2 protein-coding genes are annotated in these 19,820 nt (G+C 72.1%); both read left to right on the top strand.

All coding sequences use genetic code 11. From position 1 onward, the window contains the following. The first annotated feature begins 7 nt into the window (after window positions 1–7). Window positions 8–16,207: a non-ribosomal peptide synthetase gene (locus EJP67_RS06585; RefSeq protein WP_206169462.1), complete on the top strand. Its 16,200-nt coding sequence runs from the start codon at window positions 8–10 to the stop codon at window positions 16,205–16,207. After that, on the top strand, window positions 16,204–19,722 hold the full coding sequence (locus tag EJP67_RS06580) for a non-ribosomal peptide synthetase (protein ID WP_126020816.1): 3,519 nt from the start codon (window positions 16,204–16,206) through the stop codon (window positions 19,720–19,722). The genes EJP67_RS06585 and EJP67_RS06580 overlap by 4 nt, the downstream gene beginning before the upstream one ends. Window positions 19,723–19,820 lie beyond the last annotated feature (98 nt).

Below are 19,820 nucleotides of genomic sequence, written 5' to 3'. Positions count from 1 at the left end.
CCCGCACGTGCAACCCCTGAGTTCGCCCCAGCAGGCCGTCTGGCTCGAGCAGTCGCTGGCGCCCGATATGCCCTGCCACAACATCGGCGTGACGGCCAGCCTCGACGGGCCCACCGACGTCGACCGGCTGGAAGCGGCGATCCGCGCCGTCGTCTCGCGCCACCAGGCGCTGCGCACCGTGCTCGAGCGCGGCGGCAACAACGGCGACAACAACGGCGAAGCCATGCAGCGCTTCGCCGCGCCCGACGACGATGCCGCCGGCGCGCCGCTGCAGCGCTTCGATTTCACCGGCGAAGCCGACCCTGAGGCGAGCGCATGGGCACACCTGCGCGCCGCCTTCCTCGCCCCCTTCGCGCTCTACGGCCAGCGGCTGTGGCGCATGCAGTGGCTGCAGGTCGCGCCCCGGCGCGGCTACTGGCTGGTGTGCTTCCACCATCTCGTCGCGGACGGGTGGGCGGTCTCGCTGATCGGCAATGCCGTCGCCGATGCCTACAACCGGCTCGGGCGCGGCGAGGCAGCGCTCGGGGAAGAAGAAAAAGACGAAGGCGGCGACTATGCCGGCTTCATCCGCCTCGATGCCGAGTACCAGGCCTCCCCGCGCTACGCCCGCGACCGCGCCTTCTGGCTGCAGCGCCACGCACGCCTGGCCGCGCCGCTGTTCGAAGACGCCCCTGCGCGGCGCAGCCAGGCGGCCCGCCGCAAGGTGGAGCAGGCCGTCTGGCACCTGGACCGCGCCGACCACGACCGCCTGACCGAAGTGGCTGCCGCGCAGGGCGCGTCGAGCACGCACTTCCTCGCCGCGCTGCTGGCGGTGTACTTCGCGCGCCTTCATCAGGAACGCGAAGCTGGCGACGAAGTCGTGATCGGCATGCCGGTGCACAACCGCACCAGCGCCGCGCACAGGCGCATGCCCGGCATGTTCTCGGGCGCGATCCCGGTCGGCATCGCGGTCGATCCGCGGCAGAGCTTCGCGCAGACCCTGCGCGGCGTCGCGGCCGAACTGAAGCAGTGCTACCGCCACCAGCGCTATCCCCTGGCCGAGCTGCACCGCGAGCTGCTGGCCGGCACGGGCGAGCGCCGCGGCCTGTTCGACATCTCCCTGTCGATCGAAAGCTTCCAGGGCGACCTGCGGCTCGAAGGCATCCGCAGCACGGTGTTCCCGCTGCACAACGGCCACGAGCGCCAGCCGCTCGCGGTCTACGTGCGCGACTACGAGCCCGGGCGGCCGGTGCACGTCGAGTTCAACCACGACCCGGCGCTGTTCTCCGCGCCGCAGATGGCCATGCACCTGCGGCGACTGCAGGCGCTGATGCGCGCCGCAACCGATGCGCCGCATACACCCGTGCGCGACCTGCCGCTGATGGACGAAGCCGAGCGCGACCTGGTCGTGCACGGCTTCAACCGGCCGCTGCTCGACACCGGCGCCCCTTCGCTGATCCACGCGCTGTTCGAGCAGCAGGCCGCGCGCGACCCGGACGCCATCGCCGTGCAGTTCGAAGACCAGCGGCTGAGCTACGGCGAACTCGACCGGCGCGCCAACCAGCTGGCCCACCACCTGCGCGGGCGGGGCGTGGGCCCCGACGCGCTCGTCGCGATCTGCCTGGAGCGCGGGCCCGGCATGGTGATCGCGATCCTCGCCACGCTCAAGGCCGGTGGCGCCTACGTCCCGCTGGACCCGGTGCAGCCCGACGAACGCCTGGCCCACATGCTGCGCGACAGCACGCCGGTGGCGCTGATCGGCGACCGCGCCTCGCTCGATCGCCTGCCCGCGCTGCCCTCGTGCCAACGGCTGCGCCTCGACCAGCCATGGGAAGAAGCACCGTGGTGCGACGCACCCATCGGCAATCCGCAAATCGAGGGCCTCGCGCCCTCGCACCTGGCCTATGTGATCTACACCTCCGGCTCCACCGGCCTGCCCAAGGGCGTGATGGTCGAGCACGCGCAGGTCGGCCGCCTCTTCGCCGCGACGCGCGGCTGGTTCGGCTTCGGCCGCGACGACGTGTGGACGCTCTTCCACTCCTTCGCCTTCGACTTCTCGGTGTGGGAGCTGTGGGGCGCGCTGCTCCACGGCGGCCGGCTGGTGATCGTGCCGCACGCGGTCAGCCGCTCGCCGGCGGAGTTCCACCGCCTGGTGTGCGAGCAGGGCGTGACCGTGCTCAACCAGACGCCGAGCGCATTCCGCCAGTTCGCCGCCGCATGCCGGTCTGCCCCGAAGGAGCTGCCGGCGCATGCGCTTCGCCACGTGATCCTCGGCGGCGAGGCTCTGGAAACGGCCACGCTCGCACCCTGGTACGCGCAGGCGCACAACCGGCGCGCGCAGCTGGTCAACATGTACGGCATCACCGAGACCACCGTGCACGTCAGCTGCCGGGTACTCGGCCCCGACGATGCCCATCGCGCCGGCGCGAGCCCGATCGGCACGCGCATTCCCGACCTGAGCCTGTACGTGCTCGATGCGCAGGGCCGGCCGCTGCCGGTGGGCTGCGCGGGCGAGATCTGCGTCGGCGGCGCCGGCGTGGCCCGCGGCTACCTGCGCCGGCCCGAGCTGGACGCGCAGCGCTTCGTGCCCGATCCGTTCGGCGGCGTGCCGGGCGCGCGCATGTACCGCAGCGGCGACATGGGCCGCCTGCTCGCCGACGGCAGCCTGGAGTACCTCGGACGCAACGACCAGCAGCTCAAGATCCGCGGCTTCCGCATCGAGCCCGGCGAAATCGAGGCCCGGCTGTTGCGGCTCGACGGCGTGGCCGACGCGGTGGCGATCGCGCGGGAGGACCAGCCGGGCGATACGCGCCTCGTCGCGTACCTCGTGTTCGCCGACGCAGATGCCGAGGCCAGGGCGGCCTTCGATCCCGCCGCCGCGCGCATCGCCTTGGGCAGGCACCTGCCCGACTACATGATCCCGGCCGCGTACGTGCCGCTGGACGTCCTGCCGCTGACCCCCAACGGCAAGCTCGACCGCAAGGCGCTGCCCCCGCCGGAGCCTCGCGCATGGCACGGGCAGCGCGAGCATGAGCCGCCGCAGGGTGCCACCGAGCAGGCAATGGCGAGGCTGTGGTCCGAAGTGCTCGGCATCGAGCGGGTGGGGCGCGGCGACAACTTCTTCGAGCTCGGCGGGCATTCCATCCTCGCGGTGCGGCTGGTCGAGCGCATGCAGCGCGAAGGGATGGAGGCCGATATCCGCCAGCTCTTCACCGAGCCGACACTGGGCGCGCTCGCAGCCCGCGTGGCGGCGCAGGACAAGGCCGCGACACCTGCACCTGTGCCGCCGAACGCGATCCCCGCGCAATGCGGGCGCATCACGCCGCGGATGCTTCCGCTCGCGAGCCTGACGCAGGCGCAGATCGACCTGATCGCCGCCGCCGTGCCGGGCGGCATGCGCAACATCCAGGACATCTACCCGCTCGCGCCGCTGCAGGAAGGCATCCTCTTCCACCACCTGCTGCAGGGCAAAAGCAGGGGCGAAAGCAGGGGCGGGGGCGACGCCTATGTGCTGCCGGCACTGCTGCGCTTCGACGATCGCGCGCGGCTCGACCGGTTCGTGGCCGCGCTACGGCAGGTCGTCGCCCGCCACGACATCCTGCGCACCGCCGTGCAGTGGGAAGGGCTGGACACGCCCGTGCAGGTCGTCTGGCGCAGCGCCGGCCTTGCGCTGCGGGAGCACCGCTTCGACCCGGCCGATGGCGACGTACAGGCGCAGCTGCAGGCCCGTGCCGATGCGCGCACGGTGCGCCTGGACCTGCGCCGCGCGCCGATGCTGCAGGCCCACGCGGCCTTCGACCCCGTTTCGCAATGCTGGCTGCTGCAGCTGCTGCATCACCACCTGACGCTGGACCACACCACCACCGAGCTGATCCTGCACGAGGTGGTGGCGCTGCTGCAGGGGCGCGGAGACAGCCTGCCCGCGCCCGTACCGTTCCGGGATTTCGTGGCCCGCTCGCGCCAGGGCACGAGCGAGGCGGAGCACGAAGCCTTCTTCGGCGCGATGCTCGGCGACGTGGACGAGCCGACGGCGCCATTCGGCCTTCTCGACGTGCAGGGCGATGGCTCGCAGGTCGAGCAGGCGAGGGCGACGCTGCCCCCGGCCTTGTCGCTGCGGCTGCGCGCGCTCGCCATGCGCCACGGCGTGAGCACGGCCAGCCTGTTCCATCTGGCCTGGGCGCGTGTGCTGGCTTCATGCAGCGGACGTGACGACGTGGTCTTCGGCACGGTGCTGTTCGGCCGCATGCAGGGCGGCCCGGGCATCGAGCGTGCCATGGGCATGTTCATCAACACGCTGCCGGTGCGCATCGCGCTGGGCGGGCGCGGAACGCTGCAGGGGCTGCGCGAGACCCACGCGGCGTTGAGCGAGCTGCTGCGCCACGAGCATGCATCGCTCACGCTGGCGCAACGCTGCAGCGGCCTTGGGCCGGGCGTGCCGGTCTTCCCGGCGCTGCTCAACTACCGGCACAGCCGAAGCGAGAGTTTCTCCGCGGAGGGCGGGATCGCGATCGCCGATGGCATGCACTACCTCGGCGGACGCGACCTCACCAACTATCCGTTCAGCCTGTACGTCGACGACCTGGGAGAAGGTTTCGTGCTCAGCGCCGAGATTCACGACTCGGTGCCCGCGCGGCGCGTGTGCGGGTTCGTGGTGCGGGCATTGCAGGCTGTTGCCGAGGCGCTGGAAGAGGAGCCTGGCCGCGCGCTGATGGCGCTCGAAGTCTTGCCGGCGGAAGAGCTTCAGCGCGTGCTGCACGGCTTCAACGATACGCATGGTGCGTACGGCACGGCGGCGCTGGCGCACGAGGCCTTCGAGCAGCAGGCGGCGCAGCACCCGGAACGCATCGCGCTCGAACTCGATGGCGCCCAGCTGAGCTATCGCGAGCTCAACGAGCAGGCCAACCGGCTTGCACGGCATCTTCATGGACTCGGAGTCGGGCCGGACACCCGTGTCGCGATCCGTGCCGGGCGCAGTTTCGCGATGGTGATCGCGATCCTGGCCACGCTCAAGGCCGGCGGTGCCTGCGTGCCGCTGGATCCGGCATATCCACGCGAGCGCCTGGGCCACATGCTGCGCGACAGCGGGGCAGCGGTCGTCCTGGGGCAGATGGAAGGGCTCACGCCCGACGTGGCAACGGTCCCGCTCGATGAAGCAGGCGCGGCCTGGGCCGAAGCCTGCGCCGACGACCTGCAAGTCGAAGGGCTCGCCGCATCGCACCTGGCTTACGTGATCTACACCTCCGGCTCCACCGGCGAGCCCAAGGGCGTGGCGATGCCGCATCGCGGGCTCGTCAATCTGCTCGCATGGCAGCGGGAGCAATTGCCCGAACCCGCGCGCACCCTGCAGTTCGCGGCGCTCGGCTTCGATGTCGCCTTCCAGGAGATCTTCTCGACGCTGGCCAGCGGCGGCACGCTGGTGCTGCTGCGCGAGGGCTTGCGCCAGGACCTGCCGGCCTTGGCCGAATGGCTCGCCGAAGAATCGGTCGAACGGCTGTTCCTGCCTTGCATCGCGCTGCAGAACCTGTGCGAGCTGTGGTCGCAGCGCAGTGCACTGCTGCCGATGCTGCGGGACGTGATCACGGCAGGCGAGCAATTGCGCATCACGCCCGCGATCCGGCTCATGTTCGGCAAGCATCCGCAGGCCAGGCTGCACAACCACTACGGCCCGACCGAGACGCACGTGGTCAGCACGCACACGCTGGGCGGCGCGCCCGGGCAATGGGAAGACCTGCCGCCCATCGGGAAGTCCGTTGGCAACAGCCGCATCTACGTGCTGGATGCGCAGCGCAATCCGGCTCCCGAGGGAGTCGTGGGCGAGCTGTATCTGGGCGGCGAACAGGTCGCCCGGGGATATCTCTCGCAGCCCGATCTCACCGAAGCACGCTTCCTGCCCGATCCGTTCGGCGGCCCGGGCGCACGCATGTACCGAAGCGGCGATCTCGGCCGCTGGCGCGCCGACGGCAGCATCGAGTACCTGGGGCGCAACGACCATCAGGTGAAGCTGCGCGGCTACCGCGTCGAATTGGGCGAGATCGAAGCGCAGCTCGCCCGCATCGAAGGCGTACGCGAAGCTGCAGTGATCGCCCGCGAAGACCAGCCGGGCGACAAGCGATTGGTCGCCTACCTGGTCCGCGCCGGTGCCCTCGATCCATCCGCACTGCGCGCCGCCTTGCGCGAACGCCTGCCGGACTACATGGTCCCCTCGGCCTTCGTCGCACTCGACGCGCTGCCGCTGACCCCCAATGGCAAGCTCGACCGCAAGGCACTGCCCGCACCCGGGGCCCATGGCCACGGCACCTCCTCGCCACCACAGGGCGAAGTCGAACAGGCCCTCGCCGGCATCTGGTCCCGGCTCCTCGGCATCCGCCAGATCGGCCGCGACGACGACTTCTTCGAGCTCGGTGGCCATTCCCTGCTGGCCATCCGGTTGCTCGAACAGCTGCGCCGGCGCGGCTGGTCCACCGACATCCGGTCGCTCTTCACGCACCCGAGGCTGCATGCATTCGCCTCCACGATCCGGCGCGACGAAGAGACTGCATCGGTGCCGCCCAACCTGATCCCGCCGGGCTGCGAAGCCATCGAGCCCGCGATGCTGACGCTCGCCAGGCTCGACGCGGCCGATATCGCGCGAATCGTGCAGGCCACGCCGGGCGGCGCGGCCAACATCCAGGACATCTATCCGCTCGCGCCGCTGCAGCAGGGCATCCTGTTCCACCACCTGCTGCAGCGCGAAAGCAAGGGCGAGGGCGACGCCTACGTGCTGCCGACGCTGCTCGAGTTCGACAGCAGGCCGCGCATGGAGAGCTTCGCCGCGGCGCTCTCCCAGGTGATCGGGCGCCACGACATCCTGCGCACCGCGATCCACTGGGAGGGCCTGGCCGAGCCCGTGCAGGTGGTGTGGCGAAACGCCGGATTCGCGCCCGAGACATTGACGCTGGCACCGGGCGAGAGCCCCGCGCAGCAGCGCCTGCGCGAGCATCCGCGCGTGCGGGGCCTTCGCATCGACGTGCGGCGCGCGCCCATGCTGCAGGGCTTCGCGGCCCGTGACGACGCGAGCGGGCGCTGGCTGCTGCAGCTGTCCTATCACCACCTCGTGATGGACCACACCGCGCTGGAGCTGCTGGTGGAGGAGATCGCGGCCATCGAGCGCGGCGACGCGGGCAGCCTGCCCGCGCCGGTGCCGTTCCGGGATTTCGTGGCCCGCTCGCGCCAGGGCACGAGCGAAGCGGAGCACGCGGCCTTCTTCGGCGCGATGCTCGGCGACGTGGACGAGCCGACGGCTGCGTTCGGCCTGCTCGATGTGCAGGGCGATGGCTCGCGCATCGGGCAGGCGAAGTCGATGCTGCCTGCGGCCTTGTCGTCGCAGCTGCGCGCCCTCGCCATGCGGCATGGCGTGAGCACCGCGAGCCTTTTCCATCTGGCCTGGGCCCGCGTACTGGCCTCGTGCAGCGGACGCGAGGACGTGGTGTTCGGCACGGTGCTGTTCGGCCGCATGCAGGGCGGCCCGGGCATCGAACGCGCCATGGGCATGTTCATCAACACGCTGCCGGTGCGCATCGCGCTGGGCGGGCGCGGAACGCTGCAGGGGCTGCATGAGACCCATGCGGCGTTGAGCGAGCTGCTGCGCCACGAGCACGCCTCGCTGGTGCAAGCGCAGCGCTGCAGCGCGATGCCCACACATGTGCCCCTGTTCTCTGCGCTGCTCAACTACAGGCACGGCCAGTTCGCGCGCGCCGAGGTGCTCGACGGCGTGCGCCTGCTCGACGTGCGCGACCGCACCAACTACCCCTTCGGCCTGCATGTGGACGACGACGGCAGCGGCTTCGGGCTGACGGTGCAGGTCGATGCCTCGGTGGGCGCGGAACGCGTTGCCGGGTTCGTGCGGCAGGCGCTGCAATCTGTTTCGCGGGCTCTGGAAGAAGAACCGGGGCGGCCGCTGATGACGCTCGATGTGCTGCCTGAGCAGGAACGTTGGCGTGTGCTCCATGGTTTCAACGACACGCATCGCGCGCATGACCCGACAGCCCTGGTCCACGAAGCCTTCGAACGGCAGGTGGCGGTGCACCCCGAGCGCATCGCGCTCGAACTCGATGGCGCGCAGCTGAGCTATCGCGCGCTCGGTGAGCAGGCCAACCGGCTTGCCCGGCATCTGCGCGGCCTCGGCGTGGGGCCCGATACCCGCGTCGCCATCTGCGCCGGGCGCGGCTTCGCGATGGTGGTGGCGATCCTGGCCACGCTCAAGGCCGGCGGCGCGTGCGTGCCGCTGGACCCTGCGTATCCGCGGGAGCGGTTGGTCCGCATGCTGCGCGACAGCGCGGCGACTGTCGTGCTGGGCCAGCAAGCCCTGATCGAACGGCTTGCGCCGGACGTGGCAACGGTCCCGCTCGATGAAGCAGGCGCGGCCTGGGCCGAAGCCTGCGCCGACAACCTGCAAGTCGAAGGGCTCGCCGCATCGCATCTGGCCTATGTGATCTACACCTCCGGCTCCACGGGCGAACCCAAGGGCGTGGCGATGCCGCATCGCGGGCTGGCCAACCTGCTGGAGTGGCAACGGGAGCAGCTGCCCGAGCCCGCGCGCACCCTGCAGTTCGCAGCGCCCGGCTTCGATGTCGCCTTCCAGGAGATCTTCTCGACACTGGCCTGTGGCGGCACGCTGGTGCTGCTGCGCGAAGGGCTGCGTCAGGATCTTCCGGCGTTGGCCGAGTGGTTGGCGCGGGAGTCCGTCGAGCGCCTGTTCCTGCCCTACATCGCGCTGCAGAACCTCTGCGAACTGTGGTCGCGGCGCGCCGAGCCCTTGCCGATGCTGCGCGATGTGATCACTGCCGGCGAGCAGTTGCGCATCACGCCGGCGATCCGCCGCATGTTCGCGCGGCATCCGCAGGCAAGGCTGCACAACCACTACGGCCCGACCGAGACGCACGTGGTCAGCACGCACACGCTGAGCGGCCTCCCCGAAAAATGGAAAGACCTGCCGCCGATCGGAAAGCCCGTCGGCAACAGCCGCATCCATGTGCTCGACGCGCAACGCAATCCGGTGCCGGTGGGTGTCGCCGGCGAGCTGTACCTGGCCGGCGCCCAGGTCGCCCGCGGCTACCTGTCGCAGCCCGAACTGAGCGCGGACCGATTCGTGCCCGACCCGTTCAGCCGCGGCGGCGCGCGCATGTACCGAAGCGGCGACCTCGGCCGCTGGCGCGCCGACGGCAGCATCGAGTACCTGGGGCGCAACGACCATCAGGTGAAGCTGCGCGGCTACCGCGTCGAGCCCGGTGAGATCGAAGCGCAGCTGGCGAGGCTCGACGGCGTCAGGGAAGCAGCGGTGATCGCGCGAGAAGACCAGCCGGGCGAAAAACGGCTGGTCGCGTATCTCGTCCTCACCGAGGCCGCAGATCCGGGCGCACTGCGCACCGCCTTGCTCGACCGCCTGCCGGACTACATGGTCCCCTCGGCCTTCGTCGCACTCGACGCGCTGCCGCTGACCCCCAACGGCAAGCTCGACCGCAAGGCACTGCCCGCCACCGAAGCCCGCGGCCGGCGCACCGACGACCCACCGCGAGGCGAAGTCGAGCAATGCCTCGCCGGCATCTGGTCCCAGCTGCTGGACATCCCGCGGGTCGGCCGCAACGACGACTTCTTCGAGCTCGGCGGCCATTCCCTGCTGGCCATCAGGCTCATCTCGCAGATCCGCGAGCGCCTCGGCGCGGAACTTCCGCTTGCCACGCTCTTCGCCCGCCCACGCCTTGCCGCGCTCGCCGATGCCATCTCCGAGGCCATCTCCGAGGCAGGTCCGGGCGCACCGGACGCGATCACGCCCGCCGACCGCAGCCGGCCTCTGCCCCTGTCCCCGGCACAGCAGCGCCTGTGGTTCATCTCCGGTGTCGATGCCAAGGCCAGCGTCGCGTATCACATCACCGGCGCCCTGCGCCTGCGCGGCGCGCTCGACGGCACGGCCCTGCGTGCCGCGCTGGACCACGTCGTGGCCCGGCACGAGGCCCTGCGCACGCGCTTCGTCGAAGCGGATGGGCAGCCATGGCAGCACATCGACCCGCCGCGCGGCTTCGAGCTGCGCGAGCAAGGCGTCAGCGCCGCGGACGCCGCGGACCCCGCGCACATCGAGGCGCTGTGCCGCGAAGCCGCCGCCGAGCCCTTCGACCTCGCGGCCGGCCCGCCGATCCGTGGCCGACTGCTGCGCGTCGCGGCGCAGGACCACGTGCTCGTGGTCTCGATGCACCACATCGTCTCCGACGGCTGGTCGCTGGGCGTGCTGATGCGCGAGTTCGCCGCCGCCTACAGCGCGCTGCGCGAGGGGCGCGAGCCTCGCCTGCCGGCGCTGGCCGTCCAGTACGCCGACCATGCAGCGTGGCTGCACCGCCACCTGCAGGGCCCCGCCGCACAGGCCCGGCTGCGGGAGTGGGCCGGGCATCTGCAAGGCGCACCGGCGCTGGTCGAGCTGCCGCACGACCGCCCGAGGCCCGCGCTGCAGGACTATCGCGGCGCGAGCATCGAGGTCGGCGTCGATGCCGAAACCACGCGGGCCCTGCGAGCGCTCGCCCGGCGGCACGGCGCGACGCTGTACATGGTCGTGCTGGCGACGTGGGCCGCGGTGGTGGCGCGCTACGGCGGCCAGCGGCAGGTGGTGATCGGCAGTTCGCATGCCGGCCGCGGCCGCGCCGAGGTCGAGCCGCTGATCGGCTGCTTCATCAACACGCAGGCGATGAGGATCGCGCTGGACGGCAACCCGAGCGTGGCCGGCCTGCTCGCGCAGGTGCGCGAGACCGCGCTGCAGGCGCAGGCCCGGCAGGACGTGCCCTTCGAGCGCCTGGTCGAGACGCTGAACCCGCCGCGTTCCATGGCCCACCACCCGGTGTTCCAGCTGATGCTGGCCTGGCACAACACGCCGCCGATCGCGCTGGAGCTCGCGGGCCTCGCCGTCGAGCGGGTCGAGAGCCTGCCGGGCAGCGCGCAGTTCGACATGGCGCTGGACCTGCAGGAAGCCCAGGAAGAGGGCGGACGCATCGTCGGCAAGCTCAACTACGCCACGGCGCTTTTCGACGAGGCCACGGTCCGCCGCCACTGGCAGGCGCTGGTGGCGATGCTGCGCGGCATGGCGCAGAGCGACGAAGGCCTGCCGGTCGAGCGCATCGCGCTGCTCGAGGACACGGAACGCGATCGCCTGCTGCACGTCTTCGCCCAGGGCGCATCCGCAGTTCCCGCGCACCCGTTCGCGCACGCGGCGTTCGAACGGCAGGCCGCGCTGCGGCCGCAGGCGGTCGCGCTGGAGCACGATGGCGAACGCCTCGGCTATGCCGAGCTCGACCAGCGGGCCAACCGGCTCGCACACCACCTGCGCGGCCTGGGCGCCGGGGCCGGCGAGCGGGTCGCGCTGTGCCTCGAACGCGGGTTCGACCTCGTCGTCGCTGTGCTGGGCACGCTCAAGGCCGGGGCCGCGTATGTGCCGCTCGATCCCTCCCACCCCGACCAGCGGCTGGCCTGGCAACTGGAAGATTGCGCGCCGGCCGTGCTGCTGACGCATTCCGCGCTGAGCCCGCGCCTGCATCCGCCGCCGCGCTGCACGACGATCGCGCTCGACAGGCACGAGCCGCTGGCGAACGAGCCCGCGCACACGCCCGATGCAGGCGGCCTGCCCGGCGACGGCTCGCACCTGGCCTACGTGATCTACACCTCCGGCTCCACCGGCACGCCCAAGGGCGTGATGGTCGAGCACCGGCAGCTCTCCCACCAGGTCGCGGCGCTGCAGGCGCTCTACGGCTTCGGTGCGCAGGACAGGGTGCTGCAGTTCTCCGGCCTGAGCTTCGACGTGGCGGGAGAGGAGATCTTCGGCGCGCTCAGCCATGGCGCGACGCTGGTGCTGCGCACCGACGAATGGCTCGCCGAGCCCGCGCGTTGGTGTGCGCTGTGCGGCGAGCACCGGCTCAGCGTGGCCAATCTGCCGACGCTGTTCTGGCAGCGGCTCGCGCTGTCGCCTGAAGCGGTGTTTCCGCCGTCGCTGCGCCAGATCGTGATCGGTGGCGACACGGTCGGCGCGGCCGCGCTAGACGCGTGGTGGCGGCGCGGGGGGCATCGCCCGGCGCTGGCCAATGCCTACGGGCCGACGGAAACCACCATCAACGCCACCGTCGCGCGCTGCCGTGCCGGAGATTCGTCGCTGGACATCGGACGGCCGGTCACCAATGCGCGCGTCTATCTGCTCGACGCGCATCGAGAGCCGGTGCCGGTCGGCGCCATCGGCGAAATCTGGATCGGCGGCGCGGGCGTGGCGCGCGGCTACCTGCATCGCCCCGAGCTGACGGCGCAGCGCTTCGCGGCCGATCCGTTCGTGACCGCTCCCGCCGATGCATCGCAGCCGCGCATGTACCGCAGCGGCGACCTCGGCCGCTGGCGCGCCGACGGTTCCATCGAATTCCTGGGCCGCGACGACCGGCAGCTGAAGATCCGCGGCTTCCGCATCGAGCCGGGCGAGATCGAAGCCGAGCTGATGCGCCTGGGCGGCATCCGCGAAGCGGCGGTGATCGCCAGCGAAGGGCAGGACGAAGACAGGCGCCTGCTGGCCTACGTGGTGGCCGCCGACCCGACCAGCCCGCCGCCCGAACCGGCGCAAATGCGCGCACGCCTGGCCGTGCGCCTGCCCGAGCACATGCTGCCGGCCGCCTTCGTGCCGCTCGATGCATTGCCGCTCAACGCCAACGGCAAGCTCGACCGCGCCGCGCTGCCCGCGCCGGACGACGAAGCCCATGCGCGGCGCGGCTACCGGGCGCCCGAAGGCGAGCACGAAAGGGCGCTGGCACAGACATGGGAATCGCTGCTCGGCATCGAGCGCGTCGGCCGCGACGACGGCTTCTTCGAGCTGGGCGGCCATTCGCTGCTGGCCGTGCGCATGATCTCGCAGCTGCGCCAGCGCTTCGGCGTCGAGCTGGCGCTGACGACGGTGTTCGCGCGGCCCCGGCTGGCGCAGCTCGCGCAGGAGATAGCACGCGAGGCGCCCGGAGCGGCAGACCCGATCGTCGCGGCGGATCGGGCAGCGCTGGATCGCGGCACGTGGCCGCTGTCGCACTCGCAGCAGCGCCTTTGGTACGTGACGCGCATCGACGCACAGGCCGGCGCGGCCTACCACCTGCCCGCCGCCCTGCGCCTGCGCGGCGTGCTCGACCGCGTCGCGCTGCAGCGCGCGCTCGAGCGGATCGTCGCGCGGCACGAGTCGCTGCGCGCGCGCTTCGTCATGGTCGACGGCCAGCCGCGCCAGCGCATCGAGGCGGCGCAGGGCGTCGCGCTGGAGCTGCAGGAAATCGACGGCCTCTTCAGCGGACCCGGCGGACCCGACGAGCTCGGCCACAGCACCCTGCGCGCGCTGTGCCAGGCCGAGGCCGCCGCGCCCTTCGACCTGGAGCGCGAGCCGCCGCTGCGCGTGCGCCTGCTGCGCCTCGCGGCCGACGAGCATGTGCTGCTGCTCACGATGCACCACATCGTGTGCGACGGCTGGTCGCTGGCGGTGCTGGCGCACGAGTTCTCTGCGCTGTACGCGGCCTTCGGCCGTGGCGAGCCCGACCCGCTGCCGGCGCTGCCGGTGCAGTACGGCGACTACGTCGCGTGGCAGCGGCGGCGCCTGCAGGGCGAGGGCGCGCAGGCGCGGCTGGGCTACTGGGTGGAGCGGCTGCGCGACGCGCCGCCGCTGATCGGCCTGGCCACCGACAGGCCTCGCCCGCCGCAGCAGGACTATCGCGGCGCCAGCATCGAAGTCGGCATCGACGAGGCGTTGACGCGCGAGCTCGGCGCGCTGGCGCGGCGCCATGGCGTCACCGTCTACATGGTGGTGCTCGGGGCATGGGCGGCGGTGCTCGCGCGCCTGAGCGGCCAGACGCACGTGGTGCTCGGCAGCGCCGTCGCCGGGCGCGACCGGGCCGAGCTCGAGCCGCTGATCGGCTTCTTCGTCAACGCGCAGGCTCTGCGCTTCGACATCGGCGAGGGCCTGGACGCCGAAGGCCTCCTGAAGCAGGCGCGGCAGGTGGCGCTCGAAGCGCAGCAGCACCGCGACGTGCCTTTCGAGCAGGTGGTGGAAGCGCTGAACCCGCCGCGCTCCAGCGCCTTCAACCCGGTCTACCAGGTCCGGCTGGCATGGCAGAACACGCCGCCGGCCCGGCTGGAGCTGGAAGGACTTGCCTTCGACAACCTCGCCAGCCACGCGGGCAGCGCGCAGTTCGATCTCTCGCTGGACCTGGAGCCGGCCGGCGAGCGCATCGCGGGCCAGTTCAACTACGCCACCGCCCTCTACGACGAGGCCACGGTGCGGCGCCACTGGCACGCACTGGTGGCAATGCTGCGCGGCATGGCGGCCGATGCCGCCGCGCCGGTGGACCGCATCGCGCTGATGGCGCCACGCGAGCGCGAGCTGGTGCTGCGCGGCTTCAACGACGGCGGCGAGGCCGGCGGGGGCAATGGCCTGCTGCACCGCCTCTTCGAGGCGCAGGCCGCAAGACGGCCGGGGACGCTGGCACTGGCCTGCGAGGGCGAATCGCTGGACTACGCGGGGCTCAACGCCCGCGCCAACCGCATCGCGCATCACCTGCGCGGCCTGGGCCTGCGCCCCGACGACCGCGTCGCGCTGTGCCTGGAACGCAGCGTGGACCTCGGCGTGGCGCTCATGGCCACGCTCAAGGCCGGCGGCGCCTGCGTGCCGCTGGACCCGGTGCACCCCGACGACCGCCTCGCCCACATGCTGGGCGACAGCGCCCCGGTGGCGGTGCTGACGCAGGCCCGCCTGCTGGAGCGCCTCGCGGTGCCCGAAGGATGCGTGGTGCTGGTGCTGGACGGCGATTCGCCGCCGCCATGGGCCGGTGCGCCCTCGCACGACCCCGACCCCGAAGCCGTGGGGCTGACCCCCGCGCACCTGGCCTACGTGATCTACACCTCGGGCTCGACCGGCGTGCCCAAGGGCGTGATGGTCGAACACCGCAACGTGCTGAACTTCCTGCGCGGAATGGAGCGGCGCATCCATGGCCAGGCGCCGGACTGCAGCCGCGTGGCCTGGAACTCCTCCTTCGGCTTCGACATGGCGGTGAAGGCATGGGGCCAGCTCGCCTTCGGCCGCAGCGTGTTCCTGCTGCCGGAGCGCACACGCCTCGATGCGCAAGCGCTGCTCGACTTCCTGGAGCGCCATGCCATCGAGGCGATGGAGTGCACGCCCTCGCACCTGCGCATGCTGCGCGCGGCCGGCTTTCCGCAGCGGCGCGGCACCTCGCTCCGAAAGCTGCTGCTGGGCGGCGAGGCGCTCGACGCCGACACCTGGCAGGGCCTCGCGGAGAACGGCACGGAGCTCCGGTTCCACAACATGTACGGCCCGACCGAATGCAGCGTGGACGCCACCTGCGGCCCCATCGCGGGCGCGGTGCCGAACATCGGCCGGCCGATGCCGGGCGCGCGTGTCTACCTGCTCGACGCGCATGGCGAGCCGGTGCCCATCGGCGTTGCCGGCGAGATCCACATCGGCGGCGCCGGCGTCGCGCGGGGCTACCTGGGGCAGCCTGCGCTCACCGCCGGGCGCTTCCTGCCCGATCCCTTCGCGGCCGAAGCCGGCGCGCGCATGTACAGGACCGGCGACCTCGGCCGCTGGCGCGCCGACGGCAGCATCGAATACCTGGGCCGCAACGACCATCAGGTGAAGATCCGCGGCTACCGCATCGAGCTGGGCGAGATCGAGACCAGGCTCGCGCGGCTGGACGGCGTGCGCGAGGCCATCGTGGTGGCCGATGGCAGCCAGCCCGGCGAGCCCCGCCTGGTCGCCTACCTGCTCGCGCAGCAGGGCGCGGCGCCGGAGCCTTCCGCGCTGCGCGCGCAGCTCGGCGCGCAGCTGCCCGACTACATGCTGCCCGCCGCGTGCGTGGTGCTCGCGGCCTGGCCGCTCAACGCCAACGGCAAGCTCGACCGCATGGCGCTGCCGCCACCCGGCGACAGCGGCCTCGCCCGCCGCACCTACGCCGCGCCGCGGACCGACATCGAGGCCCGGCTGGCCGCCCTCTGGGGCGAACTGCTCGGCGTGGCGCAGGTCGGCCGTCACGACAACTTCTTCGAGCTCGGCGGGCATTCGGCGCTCGCGATACAGCTGATCCACGCCATGGGCGAGCAGCAGCTGCAGGTCGACGTGCAGATGGTGTTCAACGCGGCGACGCTGGCCGAGCTCGCGGCGGCCACCGTGCAGCTGGAGGAGATCGTCCTGTGAGCAACTTCGACGCGACGCCCTTGCAGCTGCTCGAGGCGCTGGCCTCGCGCGGCCTCGCGCTGCGGCTGGACGGCGAGCGGCTCGCGCTGCAGGGCGATGCGCGGCTGCTGGCCGACCCGGCGTTGGTGCGGGCACTGCGCGAGCGCAAGGCCGAGCTGATCGCGCTGCTGCGCGAGGGCCAGGGTGCCGATGCGCTGCCGGCGCTGGAGCAGGGCGCCATCGACCGCCTCGCGGCGAAGGTGCCCGGCGGCCTGCGCAACGTGCAGGACATCTATCCGCTCGCGCCGCTGCAGGAGGGCATCCTGTTCCATCACCGCCTTCATCGCGAGAGCGAGGATGGAGGCGACGCCTACGTGATGCCGACCCTGCTGCGCTTCGACAGCCGCGAACGGCTGGAGGGCTTCGTGCAGGCGCTGCGCGAGGTGATCGCGCGCCACGACATCCTGCGCACCAGCGTGCACTGGCAGGAGCTGGAGCAGCCGGTGCAGGTTGTGCAGCGCGAGGCAGACCTGGAGATCGCGATGCTGGCCGCCGCGCCCGCAGAAGAAGCACTGCAGCGGCTGCGCGCGCTGGCCGACCCACGCAGCTGCCGCCTCGACGTGCGCCGCGCGCCGATGCTGCGCGGCCATGCCATCGGGGAAGAGGGCAGCGGGCGCTGGCTGCTGCAGCTGCTGCACCACCACCTGATCCTCGACCACACGGCCTCGCAGCTGCTGGTGCACGAGGTCATGCTGATCCTGCAGGGCCGGCGCGATGAATTGCCAGTACCGGTGCCGTTCCGGCGCTTCGTGGCGCAGGCGCGCCGCGGCGGGTCGGAAGCAGGGCATGAAGCCTATTTCCGCCGCGTGCTGGGCGACGTGGAGCAGGCCACCGTGCCCTTCGGGCTGGACGAGGTGCGCGGCGACGGCAGCGGCGTGCTGCAGTCGCGCGGCGAACTGGAGCCCGGGCTGGCGCGGCGCCTGCGCGAACAGGCGCGGCTGCACGGGGTGGGCGCGGCCAGCGTGTTCCACCTGGCCTGGGCGCTGGTGCTGGCGCGCTGCTGCGGCGCAAGCCGTGACGTGGTCTTCGGCACGGTGCTCTTCGGCCGGCTGCAGGCGGGCGCCGAGGCGACGCGCGCGATGGGCATGTTCCTCAACACGCTGCCGCTGCGCGTGCGCATCGACGACGGCGCCGAAACGGCGCTGCGCCGCGTGCACGCCGATCTCGCGGAGCTGATGCGCCACGAGCACGCCTCGCTGAGCCTGGCGCGGCGCTGCAGCGGGCTGCCGGCCGAGGCGCCGCTCTTCACCAGCCTGCTCAACTACCGCCACAGCCATCGCGAGGGCAGGGGGGGCGCCGCGAGCATGGCGGGCATCGAATCGCTGGGCGGGCACGACCGCACCAACTATCCCTTCGTGCTGCACGTGGACGACCATGGCGACGGCTTCGGCATCACCGCCGAGATCGACCGCCGCATCGATGCTCGGCGCATCCGCGGCTTCGTCGAGCAGGCCCTGCGTTCGCTCGCAGATGCGCTGGAGGCCGAGCCCGGTCGGCCGCTTCACCGCATCGAGGTGCTGCCGGAAAGCGAACGCCTGCGGGTGCTGAGCGGCTTCAATGCCACCGCCGCCGACTATCCGCGCGGCCTGCTCCTGCACCAGCTCTTCGAGCGCCAGGCCGCGCAACGCCCCGACGCGACCGCCGTGGTGTTCGAAGGCCGCAGTCTCAGCTATGCCGGCCTCGACGCGCACGCGAACCGGCTGGCGCGGCGGCTGCGCGCGCTCGGCGTGGCGCCCGACGCGCGCGTGGGCATCTTCATGCAGCGCAGCGAGATGCTGGTGGTGGCGCTGCTCGCGGTGCTGAAGGCCGGCGGCGCATACCTGCCGCTCGACCCCTCGCATCCGCCGCAGCGGCTGCGGGAAATGATCGACGAGGCCGGCCCTGTGGCGGTGCTGGCCGACACCGGGCTCGCGGCGGACCTGCCGGCGATGGTGCCCACGCTCGCGCTGGATCGCGGCGCCCTCACGGATGCGCCCACCGAACCGGACGAACGCGGCCCCGAAGTCCGCGAAAGCCACCTGGCCTATGTGATCTACACCTCCGGCTCCACCGGCCGCCCCAAGGGCGTGATGAACGAGCACCGGGGCATCGTCAACCGCCTGCACTGGATGCAGCAGGCCTACGCGCTGGCACCCGACGACGTGGTGCTGCAGAAGACGCCGCTGGGCTTCGACGTGTCGGTGTGGGAGTTCTTCTGGCCGCTGATGGCGGGCGCGCGGCTGGTGCTGGCGCGCCCCGAGGGGCACAAGGACCCCGCCTATCTGTGCGAACTGATCCGCGAGAGCGGGGTGACGACGCTGCACTTCGTGCCTTCGATGCTGCGGCTTTTCCTGGCGCGGCTCGACGGCGATGCCGATGGCGCCGCCGCCTGCGCCGGCCTGCGGCGCGTGGTCTGCAGCGGCGAGGCGCTTTCCGCCGGCCTGGCGAGCCGCTGCCGCGAGCGCCTGCCGCATGCGCGCCTGCACAACCTGTACGGGCCGACCGAAGCGGCGGTGGACGTGAGCGCCTGGACCTGCGGCGATGGCGACGGCGATGGCGACGGCGAGTACGTGCCCATCGGCAGGCCGGTCGCCAACACCCGGCTCTACCTGCTCGACGGCGCGCTGCGCCCGGTGCCGGCCGGCGTCGCGGGCGAGCTCTACATCGGCGGCGTGCAGGTGGCGCGCGGCTACCTGGGCCGGCCGGAGCTGACGGCGCAGCGCTTCATCGCCGACCCCTTCGGCGGGAACGGCCGGCTCTACCGCACCGGCGACCTCGGCCGCTGGCGCGCCGACGGCGCCATCGAGTACCTGGGCCGCACCGACTTCCAGGTCAAGCTGCGCGGGCAGCGCATCGAGCCGGGCGAGATCGAGGCGCGGCTGCGCGCCGTCGATGGCATCGCCGATGCCGTGGTGCTGGCGCGCGAGGACCGTTCCGGCACACCGGCGCTGGTGGCCTACGTGGTGCCGGGCTCGGCCGGCGACGCGCCGGAGCCCGCCCGGTTGCGCGGCCGGCTCGCCGAGCACCTGCCCGAACACATGCTGCCAGCCGCCTACGTGCGCCTCGCCGCGCTGCCGCTGGGCGCCAACGGCAAGCTGGACCGCAAGGCGTTGCCCGCGCCCGGCGACGAGGCCTTCGGCCGCCGCGCCTTCGAGCCGCCGCAGGGCGAGGTCGAGGAGGCGCTGGCGTCGATCTGGTCGCGGCTGCTCGGGGTGGAGCGCATCGGCCGCCACGACAGCTTCTTGGCGCTCGGCGGGCATTCGCTGCTGGCGGTGCAGATGCTGGAGCAGTTGCGCGGACGCGGCTGGGGCATCGACGTGCGCGCGGTCTTCGACCGGCCGGGGCTGGCCGCGATGGCTGCGGCCGTGCGCACCGCGCCGGGCGCGCACGAGGTGCAGGTACCGCACAACGCCATTCCGGCGCATTTCGCCCACCAAGAGCCCGAAGCGGAAGCCGGGTGTGACACCGAATCGGAAACCGAGGAGTTCAGACTGTGAATCTGGAAGCAGCGAACACGCAATCCATGGACGCGCCGGCGCTGATCGGCCTGCTCGAGCAGCGCCGGGTCCTGGCGCGCATCGAGCAGGGCGAGCTG

The organism is Variovorax guangxiensis, assembly GCF_003952165.1.
GTDB classification, from domain to species: Bacteria; Pseudomonadota; Gammaproteobacteria; order Burkholderiales; family Burkholderiaceae_C; genus Variovorax; species Variovorax guangxiensis.
Note: the sequence above shows the minus strand (reverse complement) of the source record. Positions and strands in the feature narration are given on the sequence as shown.